The 24,352-nt window shown below is 40.2% G+C and carries 18 protein-coding genes and 1 tRNA gene; 14 read left to right on the top strand and 5 right to left on the bottom strand.

The genetic code is table 11. The annotated features are described in order from the left end of the window. Position 1: 1 nt before the first annotated feature. The 3 genes from ACSVH6_RS01775 to ACSVH6_RS01765 all read left to right on the top strand — a co-directional run bounded on the left by ACSVH6_RS01775 (position 2) and on the right by ACSVH6_RS01765 (position 7,781). On the top strand, positions 2 to 1,381 hold the full coding sequence (locus tag ACSVH6_RS01775) for a GH1 family beta-glucosidase (RefSeq protein WP_438074947.1): 1,380 nt from the start codon (positions 2 to 4) through the stop codon (positions 1,379 to 1,381). A gap of 224 nt (positions 1,382 to 1,605) precedes the next feature. Beyond that, a complete protein-coding gene (locus ACSVH6_RS01770) occupies positions 1,606 to 6,108 on the top strand; it encodes a T9SS type A sorting domain-containing protein (protein WP_438074944.1) in 4,503 nt (1,500 codons plus the stop codon). Between the two features lie 194 nt (positions 6,109 to 6,302). Continuing rightward, positions 6,303 to 7,781, top strand: coding sequence for a T9SS type A sorting domain-containing protein (locus ACSVH6_RS01765; RefSeq protein WP_438074942.1), 1,479 nt, complete (start codon positions 6,303 to 6,305; stop codon positions 7,779 to 7,781). Here the strand turns inward: ACSVH6_RS01765 and mgtE are convergent, their stop codons facing one another. From mgtE to serS, 5 genes are all read right to left on the bottom strand, one after another. After that, positions 7,782 to 9,131 carry a magnesium transporter gene (gene mgtE, locus ACSVH6_RS01760; RefSeq protein WP_438074940.1) on the bottom strand — a complete coding sequence of 450 codons (1,350 nt, stop codon included), beginning with the start codon at positions 9,129 to 9,131 and terminating at the stop codon, positions 7,782 to 7,784. Beyond that, the gene (rsmA, locus tag ACSVH6_RS01755) at positions 9,121 to 9,900 is read right to left on the bottom strand and encodes a 16S rRNA (adenine(1518)-N(6)/adenine(1519)-N(6))-dimethyltransferase RsmA (RefSeq protein WP_438074938.1); all 780 of its coding nucleotides are present in this window, start codon (positions 9,898 to 9,900) and stop codon (positions 9,121 to 9,123) included. The genes mgtE and rsmA overlap by 11 nt, the downstream gene beginning before the upstream one ends. A gap of 88 nt (positions 9,901 to 9,988) precedes the next feature. Beyond that, positions 9,989 to 10,300 (bottom strand): DUF4286 family protein, encoded by a 312-nt coding sequence (locus ACSVH6_RS01750; protein ID WP_438074936.1) that lies wholly within the window; start codon positions 10,298 to 10,300, stop codon positions 9,989 to 9,991. Positions 10,301 to 10,316: 16 nt separating this feature from the next. After that, on the bottom strand, positions 10,317 to 12,095 hold the full coding sequence (locus tag ACSVH6_RS01745; RefSeq protein ID WP_438074934.1) for a tetratricopeptide repeat protein: 1,779 nt from the start codon (positions 12,093 to 12,095) through the stop codon (positions 10,317 to 10,319). Between the two features lie 81 nt (positions 12,096 to 12,176). Further along, positions 12,177 to 13,448 carry a serine--tRNA ligase gene (gene serS / locus ACSVH6_RS01740; protein ID WP_438074932.1) on the bottom strand — a complete coding sequence of 424 codons (1,272 nt, stop codon included), beginning with the start codon at positions 13,446 to 13,448 and terminating at the stop codon, positions 12,177 to 12,179. Between the two features lie 176 nt (positions 13,449 to 13,624). Here serS and ACSVH6_RS01735 point away from each other — a divergent pair, with 176 nt between their 5' ends. The 11 genes from ACSVH6_RS01735 to ACSVH6_RS01685 all read left to right on the top strand — a co-directional run bounded on the left by ACSVH6_RS01735 (position 13,625) and on the right by ACSVH6_RS01685 (position 24,317). After that, positions 13,625 to 15,544, top strand: coding sequence for a M1 family aminopeptidase (locus tag ACSVH6_RS01735; protein ID WP_438074930.1), 1,920 nt, complete (start codon positions 13,625 to 13,627; stop codon positions 15,542 to 15,544). A 78-nt stretch (positions 15,545 to 15,622) separates the two neighbouring features. Continuing rightward, on the top strand, positions 15,623 to 16,969 hold the full coding sequence (gene rseP, locus ACSVH6_RS01730; protein ID WP_438074928.1) for an RIP metalloprotease RseP: 1,347 nt from the start codon (positions 15,623 to 15,625) through the stop codon (positions 16,967 to 16,969). Between the two features lie 82 nt (positions 16,970 to 17,051). Then, positions 17,052 to 17,125, top strand: a tRNA-Asn gene (locus ACSVH6_RS01725). A 106-nt stretch (positions 17,126 to 17,231) separates the two neighbouring features. After that, the gene (locus tag ACSVH6_RS01720) at positions 17,232 to 18,095 is read left to right on the top strand and encodes an AraC family transcriptional regulator (protein ID WP_438074926.1); all 864 of its coding nucleotides are present in this window, start codon (positions 17,232 to 17,234) and stop codon (positions 18,093 to 18,095) included. Between the two features lie 48 nt (positions 18,096 to 18,143). Beyond that, positions 18,144 to 18,572, top strand: a complete 429-nt coding sequence (locus tag ACSVH6_RS01715; RefSeq protein ID WP_438074924.1) for a DoxX family protein — start codon at positions 18,144 to 18,146, stop codon at positions 18,570 to 18,572. Further along, positions 18,569 to 19,540, top strand: a complete 972-nt coding sequence (locus ACSVH6_RS01710) for an SLAC1 anion channel family protein (protein WP_438074922.1) — start codon at positions 18,569 to 18,571, stop codon at positions 19,538 to 19,540. The genes ACSVH6_RS01715 and ACSVH6_RS01710 overlap by 4 nt, the downstream gene beginning before the upstream one ends. 5 nt (positions 19,541 to 19,545) lie before the next feature. Further along, positions 19,546 to 19,872 carry a DMT family transporter gene (locus ACSVH6_RS01705; protein ID WP_438074920.1) on the top strand — a complete coding sequence of 109 codons (327 nt, stop codon included), beginning with the start codon at positions 19,546 to 19,548 and terminating at the stop codon, positions 19,870 to 19,872. 193 nt (positions 19,873 to 20,065) lie between these two features. After that, positions 20,066 to 20,833 carry a sensor histidine kinase gene (locus ACSVH6_RS01700; protein WP_438074918.1) on the top strand — a complete coding sequence of 256 codons (768 nt, stop codon included), beginning with the start codon at positions 20,066 to 20,068 and terminating at the stop codon, positions 20,831 to 20,833. Continuing rightward, positions 20,802 to 21,527, top strand: a complete 726-nt coding sequence (locus tag ACSVH6_RS01695; RefSeq protein ID WP_438074916.1) for a LytR/AlgR family response regulator transcription factor — start codon at positions 20,802 to 20,804, stop codon at positions 21,525 to 21,527. The genes ACSVH6_RS01700 and ACSVH6_RS01695 overlap by 32 nt, the downstream gene beginning before the upstream one ends. Positions 21,528 to 21,637: 110 nt before the next feature. Continuing rightward, positions 21,638 to 22,039, top strand: coding sequence for a hypothetical protein (locus tag ACSVH6_RS01690; RefSeq protein WP_438074914.1), 402 nt, complete (start codon positions 21,638 to 21,640; stop codon positions 22,037 to 22,039). Position 22,040: 1 nt separating this feature from the next. Next, positions 22,041 to 24,317: a cation:proton antiporter gene (locus ACSVH6_RS01685; RefSeq protein WP_438074912.1), complete on the top strand. Its 2,277-nt coding sequence runs from the start codon at positions 22,041 to 22,043 to the stop codon at positions 24,315 to 24,317. Positions 24,318 to 24,352: the final 35 nt, after the last annotated feature.

Here is a 24,352-nt window from a genome sequence, read left to right as displayed (position 1 = left end):
AATGATAAACAGTTCTGATAAAACGCATACAAACACTAGTATAAGCAGAAGCGATTTTGGAAAAGATTTCATTTGGGGAGTATCTGCTTCTGCACTTCAAACGGAAGGAGGCTTTGATAAAGACGGCAAAGGGATGTCCATTTGGGATGAATTTGCTTCGAAAAAAAATACCATTCTCAATAATGATTCTCCATCAGTAGCCGCTAATTTTTATGAAAATTATGAGGAAGACATTGCTTTAATTAAAGAAATGGGGATTCCTAATTTCCGATTTTCATTGTCCTGGCCGCGCATTTTGCCCAACGGAATTGGCGAAGTGAATCAGGCCGGAATAGATTTTTACCATAAAGTGTTGGATTGCTGTATCGCAAATGGGATTGAACCTTTTGTAACGCTGTATCATTGGGATTTACCCTTGGAACTCGAAAAAAAAGGCGGTTGGACCAATCGTGAAGTTCTCGAATGGTTTGAAGAATATGTAACGGTTTGTGTCCATGCTTTTAAAGGGAAAGTCAAGAACTGGATGGTATTGAACGAACCTTCTGTTTTTACGGGAGCCGGCTATTTCTTGGGAATTCATGCTCCGGGGAAAAAAGGACTGAACAATTTTCTTCCGGCCATGCATCACGCGTTGCTATGTCAGGCTATAGGATATCGAAAGATTAAAGCATTAGATAATGAATCTCAGGTAGGAACTACTTTTTCCTGCACCTATATCACTCCAAAAACGTACACTGAAAAAGATATCAAAGCGGCAGAGCGAATCGATACGTTATTGAATCGTGTTTTTATTGAACCTTCATTGGGACTGGGGTATCCCGTTAAAGTATTGCCTTTTTTGAAACATGTTGGCAAGTACATTCTTAAAGGGGATGAAGAATTAATCAAAACGGAATTCGACTTCATCGGGTTGCAGAATTATACCCGTGAAGTCATTGCACACAATTCTTACGTGCCTTATATCAACGCCAAAATTATTCCGGCACACAAACGAAATGTGGATTATACCTTGTTGAATTGGGAAATTTATCCCAAATCGATTTATTATATGATTCAGAAATTTAGTCACTATGAAGGGGTGAAAAAAATACTAATTACCGAAAACGGAGCTTCTTTTCTGGACGAAGTAAAAGCCGACGGTATCAACGACAAAGAGCGTATCCATTACATTCAGTCTTATTTGCATCAGGTGCATTCTGCTTTGGAAAACGGCGGCAAAGTAGCGGGGTATTTCGTTTGGTCGCTCACTGATAATTTCGAATGGGCGGAAGGCTATAAGCAACGGTTCGGATTGGTTCATATTGACTTTGAAACGCAAAAAAGAACCCTCAAAAATTCCGGGCTTTGGTACCGCGATTTTTTGCAAAAACATCCTAAATAATTTAAAAATCCTTTTTTTCCGCCAACCTGTTTTGAGAGGGTATTGTCCCGTTTTTAAAGGGAATTAACATTAAATAAACTTTTGATTGGCTTCTTTTTTACATAGTCTTTGTTGTAGAAAACGATTCGTTAACTCAAAAATTGTTTTTATTTAATTTCTGATTTACAACCAATTGTTGTTGTGATTTTATGTTTGCCTTGTCTAACAAAAAAATCATTTTAACAATGAAAAAAAATTATTTTATTGCGATTTTGGCCCTAATTGCCAATTTTGTCAATGCTCAAATTGAGCCAACCTCTTACCGAGGGGCTTTTGCTCCGGCACCTACGGCCATGTGGACCGATAGCTGGACTAATTATGACCCGCAGAATACCGTGTATCCTGCCACAACCGTAACAGTTAACGCTGATATTACGGCCAATACTACCTGGGCAACAGGTCAAACGGTTGCTTTGTCAGGACTGATTTATGTGAGGAACAATGCGACTTTAACTATCCAACCCGGTGTAGTAATAAAAGGTGCCGGTGCCGGTGCCGGTTTAGTAATTACTAAAGGTTCTAAAATTAATGCTGTAGGTACCGCTTCACAACCCATTGTATTTACTTCAAACAATGCGCCCGGTTCCAGAAACAAAGGCGATTGGGGAGGAGTGATTCTTTTAGGAAAAGGAGCTTTCAATATCAACAACGGTGTAAACAATATCGAAGGAATCACTGCTTCAGTATATACAGAATACGGTGGCGGCACTACTCCGGATCTTAATGACAATTCGGGGATATTGAAATATGTTCGTATCGAATTCGGAGGGTATGTTTATGCTCCGAATAATGAAATTAACGGGTTGACTTTAGGAGCCGTTGGTAAAGGAACCACAATTGATTACGTTCAGGTTTCTTATGCTAATGATGATGCTTTCGAATGGTTTGGCGGAAACGTAAACTGTAAACACTTGGTATCATTCAGAAACTTAGATGACGATTTTGATACCGATAACGGTTTCAGCGGAACGGTGCAGTTTGCACTAGCTATTCGTGACCCACAAATTGCAGATAACCCATCTGTTTCTACTTCTGAAGGATTTGAATCGGATAACAACGCTTCAGGTACTTTAGCTTCTCCATTTACCAGTGCTATTTTCACCAACTGTACTTTGATTGGACCATCTTACCGCGTGACTTTGCCTAATGGCGGCACCTTAGCAACCGGATTCAAAAGAGGGGCTCGTATCAGAAGAGCTTCTCAATTGAAAATTTTCAACTCTTTATTTATGGATTTCCAGGAAGGACTACACGTTGACGGTGTGGCTTCAGAAAATGCTGCTGTAGCCGGTACTTTGAAATTCAAAAACAATATTTTAGCCGGAATTGTTACTACTTCAAAAGTGTTACAAGTAACTTCTCCCGGTACTATTACTGTTGGGAATGACCCTTCATTCAACATGACGAACTGGTACACTGCCAGTGGAAATTCTACTGTAGCGAATAATTCTGGATTGTTAACTTCACCTTACAATACTTCTGATGCAACCACTTATACAGGATTAGATTACAGACCGGCTTCAGGTTCAATCGTTGAATCAGGTGCTGACTTTACGGATTCCGCTTTTAACGGTTTATTATCTACACCTTTGGTAGTTGTAAATCCAATCGAGTTTACTTCATATCGTGGTGCTTTTGCTCCGGCTCCTACCGCCATGTGGACGACAGGCTGGACTAACTATGATCCGCAAAACACCGTTTATTCGGCTACAGGAATCACAGTAAGTGGTGAAATCACGACCAACACCATTTGGACGACAGGAAACACCTATTTATTGCAAGGGTTAACGTATGTTAAAAACGGGGCTACCTTAACCATCCAACCGGGTGTTACTATCAGAGGTGCCGGTGCAGGTTCCGCTTTAATCATTACTAAAGGAGCAAAAATCAATGCTGTTGGTACCGCTACCAGCCCGATTGTATTTACTTCTAACAATGCTGTCGGTTCCAGAAATAAAGGAGATTGGGGAGGAGTTATCCTTTTAGGAAAAGGTTCTTTCAACATTAATAACGGCGTTAATAATATCGAAGGAATTACCGCTTCAACTGATACGGAATTTGGAGGAGGTTTAACTCCGGATGATGCGGATAACTCGGGAACTTTAAAATATGTTCGTATTGAATTTGGAGGTTATGTTTATGCTCCAAACAGTGAAATTAACGGACTGACTTTCGGAGCTGTAGGTAGTGGAACCACTATTGATTACGTTCAGGTTTCTTATGCTAACGACGATGCATTTGAATGGTTTGGTGGTTCAGTAAACTGTAAACACTTAGTATCTTACCGAAATTTAGATGACGATTTTGATACGGATAACGGTTACAGTGGTAAGGTGCAGTTTGCTTTGGCCATCCGTGATCCGCAAATTTCAGACAACCCTTCGGTTTCTACTTCTGAAGGATTTGAATCAGATAATAATGCCTCAGGTACTACAGCTACTCCTTACACTAGTGCCATATTCACAAACTGTACATTAATAGGACCTTCTTACCGTGTAACATTACCGAACGGAGGTACTTTGGCTACAGGTTTCAAACGAGGTGCCCGTATCAGAAGAGCTTCTAAGTTGAGCATCTACAACTCTATCTTTATGGATTTCCAAGAAGGATTACATATTGATGGGGTAGCTTCTGAAAACAATGCTGTAGCGGGAGATTTAAAATTCAAAAATAATATCCAAGCCGGTATTGTTACGACTTCAAAATACATTCAGGTGAACGCTCCGGGCACTATTACTGTCGGTAATAATCCTGCTTTCAATATGACTACTTGGTTTGCCGATAACGGAAATACTAACCTTACAACCAATGCAGGTATTTTAACCTTGCCATACAATACTTCAGATGCTACTGTTTACACAGGATTAGATTACAGACCGGCTGCAGGTTCACCGGCTTTAAGCGGTTCGTACTTTACAGGATTGGTTGCAAATGTTGCTCCAATTGTAACGACACCAATCAACTATTGTAAAGGGGCTGTGGCTACGGCTTTGACGGCTACTTTATCAGGTGGTGTTTCTTTAAAATGGTACACTGCTGTTACCGGAGGAACAGGTGTAACTACTGCTCCGGTTCCTGCTACCACTACACCGGGATCTAAAACATATTATGTTTCTCAGGTATATGCGGATAACTCAGAAAGTCCCAGAGCGGCAATTGTTGTTAATATCAATGCTTTACCTACAACCCCTCTTGCTATTGCAGGATCCGGAATCGTTGGAAAATATGTGGCTACTACAACTCCGGTTACGTATTCTATTGCTGATGTTGCCGGTGCTACTTCTTATCTGTGGACTGCTCCGTTAGGGGTTAATATCGTAGGCGGGCAAGGAACCAATACGGTAACGGTTAATTTTAATAATGTACCGGCAGGTGCAGGATCTATTGGGAATCTTGCTGTTCAGGCTGTAAATGCTGCAGGCTGTAATAGTGTTGCAAAAACCCTGGCTTTAACAAAAGCGTTACCAAAAGCTCCGGCAGGTTTAAAAATGTATAATTTAGGCTCAGCTACTCCAACAACAGCAGTTACTAAATTTAGTAAATACATTGGAACATCAACGGTATTGACATTAACTGCTGCTGTTTCTCTCGACGCTACTTCTTATGTTTGGGAATTGCCAGCTGGTGTTACTCAGGTATCAGGCGGAAATTCTAACCAAATTGGAGTTAACTTCTTAAATGTCCCTAACGGTACTACATTCTTAAGAATTGGTGTGAAAGCCAAAAATGGTACAGGTGAATCGTTCACTAACAACAGCGCTTTGGTACCGGCTACTACTTCAACGGCTAAATTATTGTCATTAACCGCGGTATTACCGGGAACACCGGCTGCTGTTGCGGGTCAAATTACAGGATTGTGTGGTGGAAGTATATATACTTATGCTATGGCAACTCCGGCTGTGGAAGCATCGAGTTATATCATCACGGCTCCGGTTGGGTCAGTAGTGACTTCTGCATCTAATTCGTCAAATGTTTCTAATGTATTGACTACTTCAGATTTAACATTCTCAGTTCAATATCCTGCAGATTTAGCATCTTTGGCTACCAAAACGATAGTAGTGTACTCTAACAATGGTGTAGGTCAAAGTGCTCTAAGCAAAACGCTTACGTTATCTACTGCTATGCCAACCATTGGAGTATTAACCGGAGGAACGACGTTCCAAAGATGTGCCACTCAAACGTTCTCTGTACCGGCTATTGCAGCTGCTACAAGTTATACTTGGGTTCCGGCAAATGGTGCAGTTATTGTGAGTGGTCAGGGAACCAATACAGTAGTGGTTGATTTCTCTGCGGTTTTAGAAACAGTATTGAAAACAACGCTAAAAGTAAGCGCTACTAATGCTTGTGCGGTAAACAGCACAGTGAAAACATTCACCTTAAGCACAGCAACGTGTCCGGCGGCTAAAATGGAAACGACTAAAGAGGTTACAAACACAGCCATCCAAGTGTATCCAAACCCGGCAACCGATGTATTCAATGTGGATGTAACATCAGCCGGCGAGGGTGTAATTACCATGTCCATCTACACCATCAATGGTTCCGTAGTTTCAACTAAAAACCTAAACGTTACAGAGGGATTGAATACCGTGAATGAAAACATCAGTTCACTAAGCAACGGAGTGTACTTTGTACAATTCGTGAATCAAACGACTAACGAGACTATCGTTAAGAAGTTAGTGAAAAGATAGTTGATTATAGTTTTTTGGAAAAGAAGGTCCCGAGCAATCGGGACTTTTTTTGTTATGAAAATATGTTGTGCTAGCTGAAATGTTTCATTTGTTTTTAGAAATAGCTAAGTAATGGTTATGGTTGCGTTATCTTTTTTCAAACGGAAAAACAGTAGGATTCAAAGGATTAAATTTGATGTTATTAGATATATCTTATGAAGAAACATTACTTTTTTTGGTTACTGACAATGATCATTTTCAGTACAAATGCCCAAACAGTTACCATCACCGATGCCAATTTTATGGACAAGCTGTTGGAGGCCGATGCAACCAATCAAATTGCTAAAAATCTTTCAGGCAGCTATTTTAAAGTGGATACCAACGCCGATGGCGAAATCCAAACCGAAGAGGCATTAGAGGTCAGCAGTCTGTCGGTTGCTGCTGCCGTCATTAGTGATTTGTCGGGCATTACGGCTTTTGCGAACATTCGATTTCTGGATTGTTCCGACAATCCGTTGTATCTTTTAAATTTAAACGGATTGACGCAGTTGCAGTACCTGAAATGTTCCAACGATTTACTCAGTAGTTTAAATGTCAGTAGTCTTGTTAATCTGAGTACTTTGGAGTGTCAGTACAACCAAATCGGCAATTTGAATTTGAACGGACTGAGTCATTTGGTCTCCCTAAATTGCAGTTATAATCAAATAATCAATCTGGATTTTACCGGATTGACCAATCTACAGTCTGTTTCCTGTTCCAATAATCAATTAAATGGCTTGGATGTTAGTGGCCTGACCAACTTACAACTGCTTTCTTGTTCCAATAATATATTGGCAAGTCTAACACTTTCGGGAGCAGCCAATTTACATCAATTGTACTGCAATGGGAATGTGCTGGGTACTCTGAACTTGACCGGACTCATGCAGCTTCAACAACTCAATTGTTCGGAAAATCAAATTAGCTCTTTAAATCTGAACGGATTGACGGCAATTCAAAATTTGGATTGTAGTGATAATTTTCTCTCATCTCTATCGTTGAATGCCTTGCCCAATTTGCAGCAATTGGATTGCAGTAATAACTTTTTGAATTCATTGACGATGAATGCTTTAGCGGGCCTTCATGAATTAAATTGTGCGTATAACCTACTGACCGGGCTAATGGTTGAAGGAGCAGTTAATATTCAGGCATTGGATTGTCAAAGTAACACGCTGACGACACTCAATGTGGGTAATTTGAGCCAGCTTCAGGAGTTGTATTGCAATGCCAATATGCTTACATCATTGTTTATAAAAAACGGTTCTGATGAAACTATTTTATACTTTTTTGACAATCCCGATTTGAACCATGTTTGTGCTGACGAAACGCAATTAACGGAAGTGAAGGGCTTAGTTGCTGCCAATGGATACGCTAATTGCAGCGTGGATTCGGCTTGTAATTTAAGTTCGTCAACACCGGAACGGAAGAACCCAGTGGTGCTTTACCCTAATCCGGCAATTGATGTTCTGGCACTGAATGTAACTTCAGGAGTTGAAATTGAAGCGATAAAGGTTTACGCGCTGAATGGGCAATTTTTGAATCTTCCCAGAACAAACGACGGAAAAGGGGTTGAGGTTGCAGGTTTAAAATCCGGAATGTATTTAATAACCATTCAAACCAACAGAGGAATAGTGAGTACTAAGTTTTTGAAGCAATAATTAAAGCCCAAGAATCAAGCGGGCAATAGCAAAATAAAGAATAATTCCAAATACATCATTTGTTGTCGTAATAAATGGTCCGGTAGCAATGGCGGGATCAATTTTGTTTTTGTGAAGAAACAAAGGAACCAAGGTGCCTAACATGGCGGCAAAGAGAATGACAACGATTATAGAGATGGAAATAGCTAACCCTACTTGGTATTGCTGGTACATTACAGAGTGATAGGCCAACAGAAATAGTGAAATTATAGTTCCGGAAAGCATGGCTACAAACAATTCTTTTTTGAAGTAATTTTGACTAAACTCCTTTAATGATCCATTGGCCAAACCTTGTACAACTATAGCGGAAGCCTGAACTCCTATGTTTCCTGCTGTTGCAGACAACAAGGGAACAAAAATGATTAGAGTCTCATATTTATGAAATGCTGATTCGTTGTTTTTTAAAACAAAAGAAGCGACAATTTCAATTACCATACCAATCAAAAGCCATGGCAGACGCGCTTTTATTAATTCAAATACGGTATCACCGGCTTCTACGTCTTGCGTAATTCCCGCTGCCATTTGGTAATCTTTATCGGCCTCTTCTTTGATTACGTCTACGATATCGTCAATGGTCACACGACCCACTAATCTTCCCAATTCATCTACTACCGGTATGGCTTCCAGGTCATATTTCTGCATGATACGGGCTACGTCGGTGTTGGGAGTGTCTACTTTTACGTAGTCTACTTTTTTGATGTACACTTCGCTAATGGGCGTTTTGGTAGAAGTGGTCAGTAAATCTTTGAGAGATAATCTTCCTTTCAATCTTCCTTCATCATCCACCACATAGATAGAATGTACGCGGGTGACGTTTTCGGCTTGGATACGCATTTCTTTAACGCAGGTCAATACATTCCAGTTTTCGTTGACCTTTACCATTTCTTTCCCCATCAAACCTCCGGCAGTGGTTTCGCTGTAACGCAACAAATCCACGATGTCTTTGGCGTGTTCTACGTCTTCCAGCTCTGAGATTACCTCTTCTTTTTTGCTTTGCGACAATTCGGCTATAATATCCGCCGCATCATCGGTGTCTAACTCGTCAAGCTCTTCCGCAATTTCTTTAGCAGAAAGACCCTGAAGGATTTTTTCACGCACGTCTTCTTCCAGCTCCGGAAGAATTTCAGCCGTAATCTCGCTGTCTAGAATTCGGAAAATATAAGTCGCTTCTTCAATATCTAATTCATCAAAAATCTCCGCAATATCGGCATGGTGCATGTCATTCAACAAAACAGCCAATTCCTGGTCATTTTTTTGATGAATGAGTTGCTCGATTTGCGTTAAGAGTTCTTTGCTGATATTAAACTGCATGGGCTTCTATTTTTTGAGTAAGTTCGATGAACTGTTCTACAGATAATTGCTCCGGACGGAGGTCAAAGATAGTGTCTTCTTTTAAATTATCCGAAAGGTTGAATGATTTTAAACTATTCCTAAGGGTTTTTCGGCGTTGTTGAAAGCCGGTTTTGACCACGGTAAAGAACAGTTTTTCGTTGCAGGGCAAATGGAAATTCGGTTTTCTCAACAGGCGCAACACGCCCGATTTTACCTTGGGCGGCGGATTGAAAACATTTTCATTAACCGTGAACAAATATTCAGCATCGTAAAATGCCTGTACCAAAACCGATAAAATCCCGTAAACTTTATTTCCTTTTTTGGAACAAATCCGTTCTGCCACTTCTTTTTGAAACATTCCTGTAAATTCCGGAACCTGCTCGCGCAAATCCAAACAGCGGAACACGATTTGAGAAGAAATATTATAAGGGAAATTTCCGGTTATGGCGAACGGTTCACCTTTAAAAACCTCGTTGATGTCGTATTTTAAAAAATCCTTGGAAATGATTTTGCCGTGTAATTTCGGATAATGGGCATTCAGGTAATCAACGGATTCTGTATCAATTTCAATGACATAAGTTGTGGCGGGTTTTTCCAACAGATATTTGGTAAGTACCCCCATGCCCGGACCAATCTCCAGAACCTTGTCATAGCCTTCAAACCCCAAAGTGTCGGCTATATCCTTGGCAATATTTTCATCGGTTAAGAAATGCTGACCGAGGTGTTTTTTGGCTTTTACGTTATCCATGATTCAATTTTTAGAAAGTTAGGGGTAAACATTCCGGACTCTCCTTTGAGAAATCTGAGCCTGTTTAAAAGTCTGAGAGGTCTGACGGTTAATGATCCGAAATCAATTCCAATTCTGTGCGGAAGGCCAACATTTTGTCGCCAAATAAAGCAGCGCTTTCCGCTCTTAGTGCCGGAGCGTCTTCGTCATAGTATCGTTGAAGCGTTTCTTTACAATCAGTGGTAAACTGAACAGAATAAGTAGTGCCTCCCATTTCTTCCTCTACCAAAACCTTGACCATACGGGCCGAAGAAAATTTGCCGGTAGCCAGCATATCGTTAATGTGTTTTTCCTGCATCCATTGCATCCATTGGTCGTGCACGCTTTCATGGATGTTTATCGTTACGTTATAAATTATCATGGGATTTAATTTGGAGTTATAAATTAGTGTCGCCTCTCAGTTTTCGGTATTTGTTTCGGCTGTCAACAAAGTAAATGCTGTCTTCGTGGTGAAAGATGATTTCTTCGTAAAGCGGTTTGGCTTTCTCCGGGTCATTCAAATTCAAATTGTAAATTTCCGCCGAATAATACAACGCTTCATCAATGTAGATACAGTCTTTATGTTTGGTGATGATTTCACTATATTGGTCTAATGCTTTGGTAAAATCACCCTCTTTCTCATAAATTTTCCCCATGCGAAGCAGCGTTACGGGTTCAATTACATCACCTTTGTTTTCTTTTAAAATCAATTGAAATTCCGCCAAGGCTTCGGGCTTTTTATTTTGGTATAAAAGAAAATCAGCACGGGCAAATTTCTTTAAAGCCACTTGGGTAGAATCTTCTACGGTATTGTCACTGATGAGTAAATACAAGTCCAGAGCGTCATTGGCAATCAACTGCGATGGTGCCGATTTCAAAACTTTTAACTGATGGGATGCCCAATCAAAATCTCCCTTGAAATAACTGGTTTTAGCTGTTTTCAAACTGGCCTCCTGGCCAATCGGGTCAGCTCCCATGTCTTCATCTACCTGAGAATAATAAATCAATGCCTGATTGAATTTTTCTTCAAACAAAAGAATGTCGGCCAAGTCCATTTTGGCTTCAGCCATTTGGTAACGGTTCAACGGTAACTCCATGGCACTTTTCAAAATTGCTTTTGCTTTTTCGGGATTGTTCAAATGAAAAGCGGTAAACTTGGCTTGTTGTTCCAATAGCGGAAGAGTATAAGGACTAATTCCGAATTTTTTAATCAATTCATTCAATTCATCCGTAATGGCCGGATAATCTTTTTCCAACGCGTGATTGATTTTCATCTCCGTCAAATAGGAATGGGATTGAATTAATAGTTCCAAGTCATTCGTGTTTTCTAACACAAATGTGAGAATTTCGGTAGCCGATTCAGTATCATTGTCGCTAATAGCCATCTGACCCAAATTCACAATGTTGGCAAACGAATCAGGATTTCTTTTGTAAATGGCTTTTTGCTGAATAAAGGCTTTGCCGTATTCTTTGAGCTGTACAAAATACCAACTCAAAAAATCATTCCAGAATAGGTCTTGTGTTTTCTGTGCTCGAAGTAACAAAGCTTTTTTCAGGGCCTCATTAAAATTGGCATCGCCGTCTTCAGTCATGAAACGGGCTAATTGATTCTGAATTATCGGCAGATTTTGCGGGTTCTTAACGGATTCGTTCAGAAACATGTCAATCATCAAATCGGTGTTGCCCTGCTGTCCATAAAGTAATGCCATTTGAAAATTAAAACTCAATTTCGGGTCTTTTTCAATCGCAGTTTTGTAGGCTAAAAGCGCGTAATCCACCAATGATTTTCGTTCAAAAAGATAAGCAATGCCATACACTTCATTGGCGTTTTTTCTAATCTTATCAATGGCTTGGTCGTAATACTTAACAGCTTTCTCCTGATTTTTTTGCAATTGAAAATTGAAACCCAATTCCACCAAAAGATTGCTTTGTTTGTATTTGTCAAGACGTGCTTCCAAAGCTTTTTGCGCTTTGTCAAACTGCTGCAATTGCTGGTAACATTCAACAACTCTTTGGAAATAATTGAAATTCCCTTCCTGTGCTTTCAGCAAATCTTCATAACTCACCAAGGCTTTTTCGAATTCCCCGCGGTCAAAGTAATTGTTGGCCAATTGCTCGTTCTGAGCCATGGCAGTAATGGAGAGGAAAAACAAGAGTGAAAAAAGGAGCTGTTTCATAATTTCCGTTAAAACGAACAATGTACTAAAGTAACACTTTTTGTGTCGGTTTAGTACATTGTTTGCGAAAGATTAACTTTTTTAGTTAATGATGTCAAAGCCGGTATAAGGGCGCAATACTTCCGGTATTACAATACCTTCCGGGGTTTGATAATTTTCAAGAATACCCGCTAAAACCCTCGGCAAGGCCAGAGAACTTCCGTTTAAGGTATGAGCCAATTGGGTTTTGCCGTCTTTGCCTTTGAAACGCAATTTCAGACGATTGGCCTGAAACGTTTCAAAATTGGAAACCGAACTGATTTCCAACCAACGGTCCTGAGCAGTCGAAAACACTTCAAAATCATAAGTCAGGGCCGAAGCAAATCCCATATCGCCACCGCAAAGGCGAAGCACTCTGTAAGGCAATTTCAATTCTTTTAAAATGCCTTTAACATGTTCTACCATGCCATCCAGGGCTTCGTAGGATTTATCAGGATGCTCTACACGAACAATTTCTACTTTGTCAAATTGGTGCAAACGGTTCAAACCGCGCACATGAGCACCATATGAACCGGCCTCACGACGGAAACAAGGAGTGTAACCTGTGTACAAAATAGGCAATTCATTTTCCTGTAATATCACATCGCGCAACAAATTGGTCACCGGCACTTCAGCCGTAGGGATTAAGTACAAATCGTCTAAACCTACGTGGTACATTTGCCCTTCTTTATCCGGCAATTGTCCGGTTCCGTAACCTGAAGCTTCATTTACCAAATGCGGCACCTGTACTTCATTGTATCCGGCTTCGGTGTTTTTGTCTAAGAAATACGAAATCAACGCACGTTGTAATTTGGCTCCTTTCCCTTTGTAAACCGGAAATCCGGCACCGGTGATTTTTACGCCCAATTCAAAATCGATGATGTCATATTTTTTGACCAATTCCCAATGAGGTTGTGCCCCTTCATGCAATACCGGTATGTCACCTTCCTGAAAAACGTTGAGGTTTTCTTCGGGCGTTTTGCCTTCCGGAACAATAGCTGCCGGAAGATTCGGCAGCAGGTACATTTTTTGGGTCAATTCTGTTGCAAAAGCCTCTAACTTTTCAGAAAGTTCTTTACTGGTTTCTTTGAGTTGGGCCGTTTTTTGTTTGAGGATTTCGGCTTTGGCTTTTTCGCCGCTTTTCATCATTTCGCCAATGGATGCCGAAAGTTTGTTGGCTTCTGCCAACGTATTATCAAGAGCTACCTGAGTGCTTCTTCTGTTTTCGTCTAATAGGATTACTTCTTCCACCAGGGTTTTGGCATCCATGTGTTTTTTGGCCAAAGCGGCAACCACTTTTTCCTGATTTTCTCTGATGTAACTAATTTGTAACATGTCGTTTTCTTTATAAGCACGCAAATTTAATGAAATGTTTGATATAACCTTTGGGTTCTGTAAAAACTTGCAGCTTAGGGTTATTTCGAGTCTGACGGTTATGGATTAAGAATAGCCGAAATTTTAACAGCTATTACTTCTGATTATCATTATATTCGCAAAAAACTTAGAATTCCATGAAGAAAATTTACTTTTTGCTGTTTTGCCTTTCAACAGTGAGCGGTTTCGCCCAAAACAGTCACGCCAAAATAAACCGTTTGGTCGAATCAGAAATGAAAGCTGCGGCCGCTATTGTCAATTTTCAGGTAAATCCCAATACGCAGAATTACAACATAACCTATCACAAACTCGAATTTACCGTAAATCCCAGTGTGTATTCCATCAGCGGAAAAGTAACGACCACATTTACCGCTTTGAGCAATATGAATACGGTTACTTTTGACTTTGCCAATTCGCTCACCACGAGTTCGGTAAAAATGGGCGCGACCAATTTAACTTTTACCGAAAACACTAATAACGAGCTGATTATCAATTTGCCTTCCACTTTATCGGCGGGTAATTCTGCTACGGTAGAAATAACCTATTCGGGTGTGCCGCCTAACAATGGTTTCGGTTCTTTTGTAAAAGATACCCACAATAATGTTCCGATTATCTGGACGCTTTCAGAGCCATTTGGCGCCCGCGATTGGTGGCCTTGCAAACAGGATTTGAATGACAAGATCGATAGTATTGATGTTTACATCACAGCGCCTTCCCAATACACTGCGGTGTCTAACGGAATTGAAACTACAGCTCCGGTTATTTCCGGGTCTAATAAAACCACTCATTTTCATCATGGCTATCCCATTCCGGCTTATTTGATTGCTATTGCTGTGACCAATTACAGCGTGTATACCCAAACCGCCGGCACGGCTCCGAATGAATATCCGATTATTAACTACATATACCCTGAAGACTTGGCTTCAGTTCAACCACTGCTCGATGTAACGCCGGATATTTTAGAATTCTATGGAAATTTGTTTGAAATATATCCGTTTCACAATGAAAAATACGGCCACGCTCAGTTTAATTGGGGTGGAGGTATGGAGCACACCACGGTTTCTTTTATGGTCGGTTTTGACCGGCAGTTGATAGCTCATGAAATGGGGCACCAATGGTTTGGCGACAAAATCACCTGCGGTTCTTGGAAAGACATCTGGCTCAACGAAGGGTTTGCTACCTATTTGGCCGACTTGGTCATAGAGCATTTTGACGGATTGGACGCTTTTGTTAGTGATAAAGCGGACATGATTAATAACATTACATCCAGTCCTTCGGGGGCGGTATACTTGACCGACACGGAAGCCACCAATGTGAACCGTATTTTCAGTAGCCGATTGACGTATGATAAAGGGGCTATGGTCTTGGAAATGTTGCGTTTTAAAATGGGCGATGCTGCTTTTTTTCAAGCTTTACGCAATTATTTAGCCGATACAAATTTGGCTTACGCTTATGCTGTAACAACCGATTTAAAAGGGCATTTAGAGGCCGTATACGGACAAAGTTTAACGGAATTTTTCAGCGACTGGATATACAATCAAGGCTATCCTACCTACACCATTACAGCCCAAAACTGGGGTGCCGGACAAGCCAAGTTTATCGTGAATCAAACCCAATCCGATCCTTCGGTAAGTTACTTTGAAATGCCGGTACCCGTGCGTGTTTTTGGTGCCGGAGGAGAGCAGGCTGATTTGGTATTGAACAATACGTATGATGGGGAGGAATTTATTATGAACGTACCGTTTGCGATTACCAGTGTACAATTTGACCCCGAAAAGCATCTTATCTCTAAAAATTCCACAACCACTTTGGGCAGTCAGCAGTTTGATTTGGATAAAGCCATACAACTGTACCCTAATCCTGCTGCCGATTTGGTTCATCTTCAAATGCCCACTGCGTTGGCTTTGGAAAAAGTAATTGTCTACAATCATTTGGGCCAAATAGTACTGGAAAGTATTACGCCCGATTTTCAAATCAACAGCTTGGCCTCTGGAGTTCATTATGTTGACATACAAACTACTGAAGGGGTCTTTCATAAAAAATTCATAAAAAAATAATCTTCGCAGAATAAAAGATACAGGAGTAAGGTGAAAACCTTACTTTTGTGCGTTTAAAAGAAACTGACAAATTAAGAAATGGAAATTGCAATTAAATTAACTCAATTTTTACTGAGTTTATCAATACTTATCATACTTCACGAACTGGGGCATTTTATTCCCGCCAAATTATTTAAAACGCGCGTAGAAAAATTCTATCTGTTTTTTGACATCAAATATTCTTTACTGAAAAAGAAAATCGGTGAAACCGAATACGGTATCGGCTGGTTGCCACTCGGCGGTTATGTAAAAATCTCCGGGATGATTGACGAGAGTATGGATACCGAGCAAATGCAGCAGGAACCACAACCGTGGGAGTTTCGCTCCAAACCGGCTTGGCAACGCTTAATCATTATGTTGGGAGGGGTCACGGTAAACTTTATTTTGGCGTTCCTCATTTACATTGGGATGACATTTTTTTATGGCGAACAATATATTGCCAACGATCAGGTGAAAAACGGAATCTGGATTACCAATCCGGTGGTGGAAAAGGCCGGATTAAAAACCGGAGACCAATTGGTTTCTATTGACGGTGAAAAAGTAGAACGCTTTTACGAATCCAACGAGAAATTATTCCTGTCCAAAGAAATCATCGTAATGCGAAACGGAAAAGAAGAAAAAGTACACTTTCCGGTAAACTTCATCGACCAGTTGATGCAGGGTAAAAAAGTCTCTTTGGTAGAATTGCGCGTGCCTTTTATTGTGGCCGATATTCAGCCGGATTCCCAAAACAAGACCATTTTAAAAACAAAAGATATCATCACCAGTTTTAACGGCAAACCGGTGGCTTTTGCTGATGAGGTGATTAAAGCAGTGGATACATTAAAAGGGCAAACCATTCCGGTAGTTGTAAAAAGAGATGGTAAAGAAGTTCCGTTGACCCTGAAAGTTAATGCGGAAGGAAAACTGGGAGTAGCTTACGCATTCCGAATTCCGTATGATGATATTGAAAAATTAGGATTGTACAAAGTAAGCAAACAAGAATTCGGGTTTTTTGAATCCATTCCGGTGGGCATCGATAAAGGATTTGCCCAGTTGGCCAATTACGGCAAACAGCTGAAAGCCATTTTCAATCCGAAAACAGGCGCTTACAAGGGCGTGGGAGGCTTTGCGGCCATTTTCAATATATTTCCTCATACCTGGAGCTGGGAAGCGTTTTGGGGTATTACCGCTTTGCTGTCCATTATGCTCGGTGTAATGAATTTATTGCCGATTCCGGCCCTTGATGGTGGTCACGTTATCTTTTTATTATATGAAATGATTTCAGGGAAAAAGCCGAGCGATAAGTTCTTGGAAAAAGCGCAAATGGTTGGTTTTATTTTACTTATAGCGCTGTTGCTTTTCGCCAACGGGAACGATATTTACAAAGCGATTTTCCATAAATAATATTTTTTGAAATTTTATTCGTTTTTATTTGCAAAAAATAAAATTCGTTCTATCTTTGCAACCGCTTAAAAGATATACATCTTCCTCCTTAGCTCAGTTGGTTAGAGCATCTGACTGTTAATCAGAGGGTCCTTGGTTCGAGCCCAAGAGGGGGAGCAAAATGAAAACCCGATACGTAAGTATCGGGTTTTTTTATAGGCATAGTTTTGAGGCCGCTAGTCATGATTTGGATATATTTAATATTTTTGTGTTATTAAGTTACATGATGATTCCAAGATTATTTCATATTGGCAACTCAAAGGAGCTATTCCTGACTATTGAACACTTCCCAACGGGCTATCCTGCGGTTACGATACCTCATCGTCATGATTATTTTGAAGTTTTATTTTTCACTTCGGGAGATGGGGTGCATTGTATTGATGACAATGATTACCCGGTTTCCGGAAATGACCTTTTCTTATTATCTGAAGGGCAGGTGCATTATTTCAAAAAAGCTTCTAACCTGAGTGGTTACCTTCTCTGTTTCAAGGAGTACTCTATAGGTGAAAGTTGTCAATCACTTGCGTATTATAAAACTTCGCTGTTCAATCAGCTGTCTTTTAATATTCACATGCAACCCGACCCGGATGAAAAAAATGAAATCGTTGTCTTACTTGAGCAGCTTATTATTGAGCAACATAAAAAGCCTAGTGTGAATCAGGTTGAAATCATTAGCGGTTATCTAAAAATCTTACTTATTAAAATAAGACAATTGCAAAATATTGGCAGCCTTCCCGATATCAATGGCCATCAACATCAGCAGTACTTGTTATTCCTCGATTTGCTGGAACGGTATTTTAAAGAGCAGCATGAGGCGGCCTGGTATGCAGATAAAATGGCAATTACACCACGGGCACTCACAGCTGCCTGCAGCCAATATTCCGGGGAAAACACCAAAACTCTTATTTCAAAAAGGCTATTGATTGAAGCCCGAAGAACATTACAGTTTACACAAACACCCATAAAAGACATTGCGGCCTCGCTACATTTTTCTGATCCTTTTCAGTTCAGTAAGTTCTTTAAAAAGTCTACTTCCCATACTCCTGTGGCCTATAGGAAACAATTTGCAGTTATTGACATGCATTAGGCATAAATTGCCATTTTTTCTTAGCTTCTTAGCTGCGAATTTTGCAGTATGAAAAACAAAATTCTTTTAGCAAAAAATCAGGATTTGGGAATCCTCATTTTACGAATAGGTCTTGGGGGCCTGATGCTCTTTCACGGTGCAGACAAGGTTATACATGGTATTGATTATATCTCTGACAGCTTAGCGGCAAGAGGCTTACCGGAATCAATTGCCAATGGCGTGTATATTGGTGAAATCCTTGTTCCGGCACTGTTACTATTGGGTATCCATACGCGAAAAGCGGCATTTGTTTATGCCGTTAACATGTTGTTTAGTATCTGGCTCATCTATGCCGACCAGATTTTCAGTCTAACCCCGCACGGAGGCTGGATTATTGAACTCAACGTACTATTTCTGCTGGGGTCATTAAGCCTCATGTTCACAGGTGGTGGTAAGTATTGCTTTAGTAAAAAAACAATAAAAACAGAATTGCTATGAAAAGAGATACAGCACTCCGTTTTGGTGTATTGGGCAGGCTGCCGGTAAACCTTTTCGGCTCGGTAATGGGAATTGCTGGACTGTCATTGGCTTGGAAGCACGCGGCATCTTACTGGCACTTTTCGGGTGTAATTGGTGATGCCATCGGTGTTATTGCTTTTATTGTTTTTGTATTGTTACTGAGCAGCTATGCACTGAAATGGTTATTCTTTCCTTTAAAAGTAAACAAAGAATTTAACCATCCTATTACTGGAAATTTTTTTGGCACCATTCCTATAGGAATTCTATTGCTCTCGGCTGTAACCGGAATGCACTTCCCAATGATTACCCGTGGCATTTGGATGGTGGGCATGGTAACTATGCTAACACTGTCTTATGTAATAGTGAGAAGATTACTGACGGTACAACAAGATCATATCAACGCAACCCCTGCATGGCTCATTCCCGGTGTTGGAGCATTGGACATTGCTGTCACTGGTGGCGGTATACCTTTTGAATGGGCAAAGGAAATCAACCTTTTGTCATTTGCCATGGGTATCATTCTGGCTTTGGTGTTTTTTACTATGATTGTTTCAAGACTGATTCACAATGAAAAACTATCGCAACGCATGGAACCGTCATTACTTATTTTAATTGCGCCTTTTGCGGTTGGATTCTTAGGTTACTTTTCCCTGTCGCATCAGGTTGATTTGTTTGCTTCTATACTATTTTATTTTGGCCTTTTTATGTTTACTATAGTATTCTCAAAAGTCTTCCTGAGAAAAATTCCTTTTATGCTGACATGGTGGGCAGTGGGTTTTCCAATTGCTGCTTTGAGCAATGCTGCACTGAAGTATGCTATATATAAAAATTCTCTCTTACCCGATGTGATTGCCGGTATATTATTGTTAGTCCTCACGGGCATCATTGCCTATATGCTGGTCAAAAGCCTGCTCCTGTTGTTTACTAAACGTTTATTTTTAAGTTAAGGGTTATGAATTGGATTATTTTAATATTTGCTGGGTTGTTTGAAGTAGGTTTTACTACCTGTCTTGTAAAAGCAAAAAGCAGTTATGACTGGGAATGTGCCCTTTGGGTTACCGGATTTATCGTTTGTCTACTACTTAGTATGCTCTTGTTGTTTAAAGCCAACCTATCGATTCCGATGGGAACGGCTTATGTAGTGTGGACAGGCATTGGTGCTGTGGGAACGGTATTGGTTGGGATTATATTGTTTAATGAGCCGTTTGAGTTTCTGCGGATGGTATTTCTGGGGTTGATAATTGTGTCTGTTGTGGGATTGAAAATGGTTTCGGATTGATTCTTTTTCACGATTCCTATAATTGAATCATTAGGGGAGCAACAACAGAAAGCCTTCACAGAAATGTGAGGGCTTTTTTTATTTCGTAAGTGTATCTTCTGAGTGTACCCTTAATCCCAAATTAGTATAAGCTAGGAATAATTTGGCTCGTACTGCAATCACAAAAGAATAAGAAAGTTACCTTTGTACTCAGATGCGACCATTTTTAGAAATAACAAATACTTGGATTTTCCCGATAACAGGCCTTGTGGTTTTGTTGCTGGGAGTTATTGGTTATTTGGTGCTCCAATTGCAGCAATCAAAGCAAAAGAAAAAGGCAGCGGAAACCCAATTTCAAAAGCTCGAAACAAAAATCAACGCACTCGAACTGCAAACGCTTGAAGCCAGACTCAACCCTCACCTTTTTAAAAACATTTTAAATTCCATTCAATCTCACGCCTACCAGACCTATTTTGCTTTGGATAAAATGGCCAATGTTTTGGATTATATTCTTTATGAAAGCCAAAACAAGTTTGTGACACCAAAAGAAGAAATCGAGTTTGCGATGAATTTGATCGAAATCAATAAAATCAAAATAAGCCCACTGTTTGAGTTAAAAGTAAAAACCAAAATAAACGAAGCGGAACCACTATGGGAGCAACAAATACTGGCACCGCTCATATCCATCGATTTGATAGAGAATGCTTTTAAACATGCTGATTTGCAAAGCCCCGATGCCTTTATAACCATTACTTTTGAATTTAGGGACAATGTTTTTTCGCTTATGGTGGCTAATAAAATATCGACCCGTACCCCTTTAAAAAAAGATAAAGCGGGAATTGGAACCGAAACGCTGCAACAAAGACTCCACATCATTTATAAAGACAGCTTCAAATTAGACCGATTTATTGAAGAGGATGTTTATATTACTCACTTAAAAATCAATTTACTTGAACACAAAGCTAAAATGCATACTGCTTGATGATGAACTTTTAGGGTTGACCTACCTGAAAATGCTGTGTGAACAAATTCCGCAACTGGAAATTGTAAAGGCATTTGACAGCCCCAATTTGTTTTTGAAAGAACTGCCCAATTTGGATTTTGACCTTTGTATTATTGATGTTGAAATGCCCGAAATGAATGGGTTACAGGTAGCCAACCTACTGAATGGAAAGCCTGTCATTTTTGCTACAGCTTATAAAGAATACGCCGCAGAAGCCTTCGACCTTAATGCTATTGATTATGTCCGAAAACCTATAAAAATGGAACGACTGCAACAGGCAGTTCAAAAAGCAATCCTCCATTTAAATCGTAAAGAGGAACCCAACGACAAGTCGTTTATCCAACTAAATACAGACAAAGGTAAAGCCATCCTTTTTTTTGATAAAATAGCTTATATTACAGCATCCGGGACCGACAGTAGAGACAAAATAGCCCGACTTTTCAGCGGCGAAGAATTTGTTCTTAAGAACATATCATTTGATAAACTATTGGAGGTTTTGCCATCAAAAGACTTTTGCAGAGTCAACAAAAAAGAGCTTATTGCGCTGAAAGCGGTACAAGTATTTTCGTATGATGAAATTACCACCAACCTGATAATGGCTTCGGGTAAAAACCTAAAACTAATGCTGAGTGAAAGCTATCGCAATGACTTTTTGGTAAAAACTACCGTCTGACAGGTTACATTTTTTCCCCGTCTTATTACATAATCCGCTACTTTTATTTCCCTACTGTTTTACCAGTCTTTTTTGTTTAGAGTTTTGCACCAATCTAACGCTGAACAATTATGAGGAACCTATTTTTGATACTGGCTTTGCTAAGCATCAGTTTGACTCAGGCACAAAAAGAAAAGGTTGGTTTTTCTTTTTATGATGGTGTGGTCATTATGGGCTATGTTGACGGGGGCGGTTATCTTAATTTTACCGGTCCGAATATCAACGCCACTTATGGCGAATCTAAATTCATTATAGGAATGCTGCCTTCGCTTCGCTTCAAAGAGGACAAGGGAACTACCAAAAATGCTTTTGTAACACCTACACTTGGGATGGGGCTTACCTACAGCTACAAAGCCTGGGCTTTTCAAATACCGCTATATTACAATGCCAAAACCGCCACACAGGATGGTCAATGGCACATCGGATTCGGCATAGGGTTACGGTTGAATAAATTACAAAAAAACAAATCATAGTATGAAGAATTTCAAGAATAGCCTTTTTTATATCTGTGTTATAGGAGGCTTCACCGCTTTAATGTATTGGATTGCCCAAATGGGGGCAAAACAGGAAATAGGCAGGAACATAGTCGCAAACCATTCCTCACAAGGGCAATGGGAAACCTTTACCGAGGCTTTTCTGCATAACATTCAGCATCCTTTGGCCATGCTGTTGGCACAGATTGTAACCATCATTTTGGTTGCAAAACTATTTGGTTGGATTTGTACTAAAATAGGACAGCCTTCCGTAGTTGGCGAAATGATAGCAGGTATTGTTTTAGGACCTTCGTTGGTGGGACTCTATTTTCCTGAGTTTTCAGCGGTTTTATTTCCTAAAGATTCCCTTCCCAATCTCCAATTCTTAAGCCAAATCGGATTGATTTTGTTTATGTTTATGGTAGGGATGGAACTCGACTTGAAACTTCTTAAAAAAGCTACTCACAAGGCAGTAGTGGTAAGCCACGCCAGTATTATTATCCCCTTTGCTATGGGAATGGCATTGGCTTATTCCATTTATCAAACCTATGCTCCTGATGGGGTACATTTTTTATCTTTCGGCTTATTCATGGGTATTGCCATGAGCATCACGGCATTTCCCGTTTTGGCGCGGATTGTACAGGAAAGAGGCATAACCAAAACCAACTTAGGCACTATGGTCATTGCCTGTGCAGCTGCCGATGATATTACGGCTTGGTGTATTTTGGCTGCTGTAATTGCGGTAGTGAAGGCCGGTTCAGTGGTGAGTGCACTTTACACTATTGGGATGGCAGTTGCATATGTGGTTTTAATGCTAAAACTGGTACGCCCGTTTTTGGCCCGTGTCGGAAGTATCTACACCTCAAAGGAAAGTTTGACCAAACCAATTATCGCCTTGTTTTTCCTGACGCTGATTCTATCAGCCTATGTTACGGAAGCCATAGGAATCCATGCCTTATTTGGCGCCTTTATGGCAGGAGCCATCATGCCTGAAAATGTTAAATTCAGAACCTTGTTTATTGAAAAAGTAGAAGATGTGGCTTTAGTGTTGCTGCTCCCGCTGTTTTTTGTATTTACAGGTTTGCGTACGCAAATTGGTCTGCTCAATGAACCGGGCCTTTGGCAATTGACAGGTGTGATAATTGTGGTAGCGGTAACGGGTAAATTTATTGGGAGTGCCTTGGCCGCAAAATTTGTCGGGCAGGGGTGGAAAGAAAGTCTTTCCATCGGTGCACTGATGAATACCAGAGGATTGATGGAACTGGTGGTACTCAACATCGGGTATGATTTAGGAGTCCTGACTCCCCAGGTTTTTTCTATGATGGTACTGATGGCCTTGGTAACAACTTTCATGACAGGTCCGGCATTGGATATCATCAATTGGGCTTTTAAATCCAAACAGGAAGAAGTGCCGGTTGAAATCAGCCAGGCTAATAAGTTTAAAGTCTTAATTTCTTTTGCCAATCCTGAAAGAGGAAAATCATTGCTGCGATTGGCTAACAGTTTGATTAAAAGTTTAAACGGAAATGCTGCTGTAACCACGATGTATCTTACCCCAACCAATGAATTGCACCATTACGATATTGAACAGTATGAAAAAGAAAGTTTTATCCCAATCATAGAAGAATCGGAAAACCTGAATCAAAAAATTACCACGATGTTCAAAGTCTCCAATGATATTGATTCCGAGATTACAGAGGTAGCCAATAAAGGAGATTATGATTTGTTGTTGGTTGGCGTGGGGAAATCCATCTTTGAAGGAAGCTTGCTAGGTAAAATTTTAGGATTCACTACCCGCATCATCAATCCCGAAAAAATCTTGAATCAGGTTACGGGCAAAGAAAGTCTTTTTGAAAACTCGCCCTTTGACGAAGGGACTAACCTCATTCTGAATAAAAGCAAAGTACCCGTGGGAGTTTTAATCGATAAAGATTTCACCGGTACTGACAGGGTATTTATTCCTGTATTTTCAGACATGGATGCCTTTCTAATCCAATTTGCCCAAAAACTGATAAAAAATTCCGAGTCACAAATTACCCTGCTCGATGTTTCCGGATACATAAAGAACAATGCTGAGCTAAAAGAAAAAATCAGGGCTATTGAGCAAATGGCTCCAAATCATATCAATGTGCAGACCGAGAAAGTCATTGACAAAGAATTTTTAACACAGCAACAACTGATGCTGGTCAGTATGGAAAGTTGGAAAAAATTGGTGGATTCCAAAAGCCTTTGGTTGTCCAATATTCCTTCTACTTTGATTATCAAGGGAACGGTTTAAAACATAAAACCTCCCCGGGAGCAAAATGAAAACCC

The sequence above is a fragment of the Flavobacterium sp. XGLA_31 genome (assembly GCF_051547105.1).
Taxonomy (GTDB): Bacteria; Bacteroidota; Bacteroidia; order Flavobacteriales; family Flavobacteriaceae; genus Flavobacterium.
The sequence above is the reverse complement of the archived record's forward strand: the minus strand, read 5'-3'. Positions and strand labels throughout refer to the sequence as shown.

Coding starts and splice junctions, on each gene's coding strand:
- ACSVH6_RS01715 (WP_438074924.1), top strand. CDS start 18,144: ATGAAAAACAAAATTCTTTTAGCAAAAAATCAGGATTTGGGAATCCTC.
- ACSVH6_RS01685 (WP_438074912.1), top strand. CDS start 22,041: ATGAAGAATTTCAAGAATAGCCTTTTTTATATCTGTGTTATAGGAGGC.
- mgtE (WP_438074940.1), bottom strand. CDS start 9,131: ATGCAGTTTAATATCAGCAAAGAACTCTTAACGCAAATCGAGCAACTC.
- ACSVH6_RS01750 (WP_438074936.1), bottom strand. CDS start 10,300: ATGATAATTTATAACGTAACGATAAACATCCATGAAAGCGTGCACGAC.
- ACSVH6_RS01775 (WP_438074947.1), top strand. CDS start 2: ATGATAAACAGTTCTGATAAAACGCATACAAACACTAGTATAAGCAGA.
- serS (WP_438074932.1), bottom strand. CDS start 13,448: ATGTTACAAATTAGTTACATCAGAGAAAATCAGGAAAAAGTGGTTGCC.
- ACSVH6_RS01720 (WP_438074926.1), top strand. CDS start 17,232: ATGATGATTCCAAGATTATTTCATATTGGCAACTCAAAGGAGCTATTC.
- ACSVH6_RS01705 (WP_438074920.1), top strand. CDS start 19,546: ATGAATTGGATTATTTTAATATTTGCTGGGTTGTTTGAAGTAGGTTTT.
- ACSVH6_RS01710 (WP_438074922.1), top strand. CDS start 18,569: ATGAAAAGAGATACAGCACTCCGTTTTGGTGTATTGGGCAGGCTGCCG.
- rsmA (WP_438074938.1), bottom strand. CDS start 9,900: ATGGATAACGTAAAAGCCAAAAAACACCTCGGTCAGCATTTCTTAACC.
- ACSVH6_RS01765 (WP_438074942.1), top strand. CDS start 6,303: ATGAAGAAACATTACTTTTTTTGGTTACTGACAATGATCATTTTCAGT.
- ACSVH6_RS01690 (WP_438074914.1), top strand. CDS start 21,638: ATGAGGAACCTATTTTTGATACTGGCTTTGCTAAGCATCAGTTTGACT.
- rseP (WP_438074928.1), top strand. CDS start 15,623: ATGGAAATTGCAATTAAATTAACTCAATTTTTACTGAGTTTATCAATA.
- ACSVH6_RS01700 (WP_438074918.1), top strand. CDS start 20,066: ATGCGACCATTTTTAGAAATAACAAATACTTGGATTTTCCCGATAACA.
- ACSVH6_RS01735 (WP_438074930.1), top strand. CDS start 13,625: ATGAAGAAAATTTACTTTTTGCTGTTTTGCCTTTCAACAGTGAGCGGT.
- ACSVH6_RS01770 (WP_438074944.1), top strand. CDS start 1,606: ATGAAAAAAAATTATTTTATTGCGATTTTGGCCCTAATTGCCAATTTT.
- ACSVH6_RS01745 (WP_438074934.1), bottom strand. CDS start 12,095: ATGAAACAGCTCCTTTTTTCACTCTTGTTTTTCCTCTCCATTACTGCC.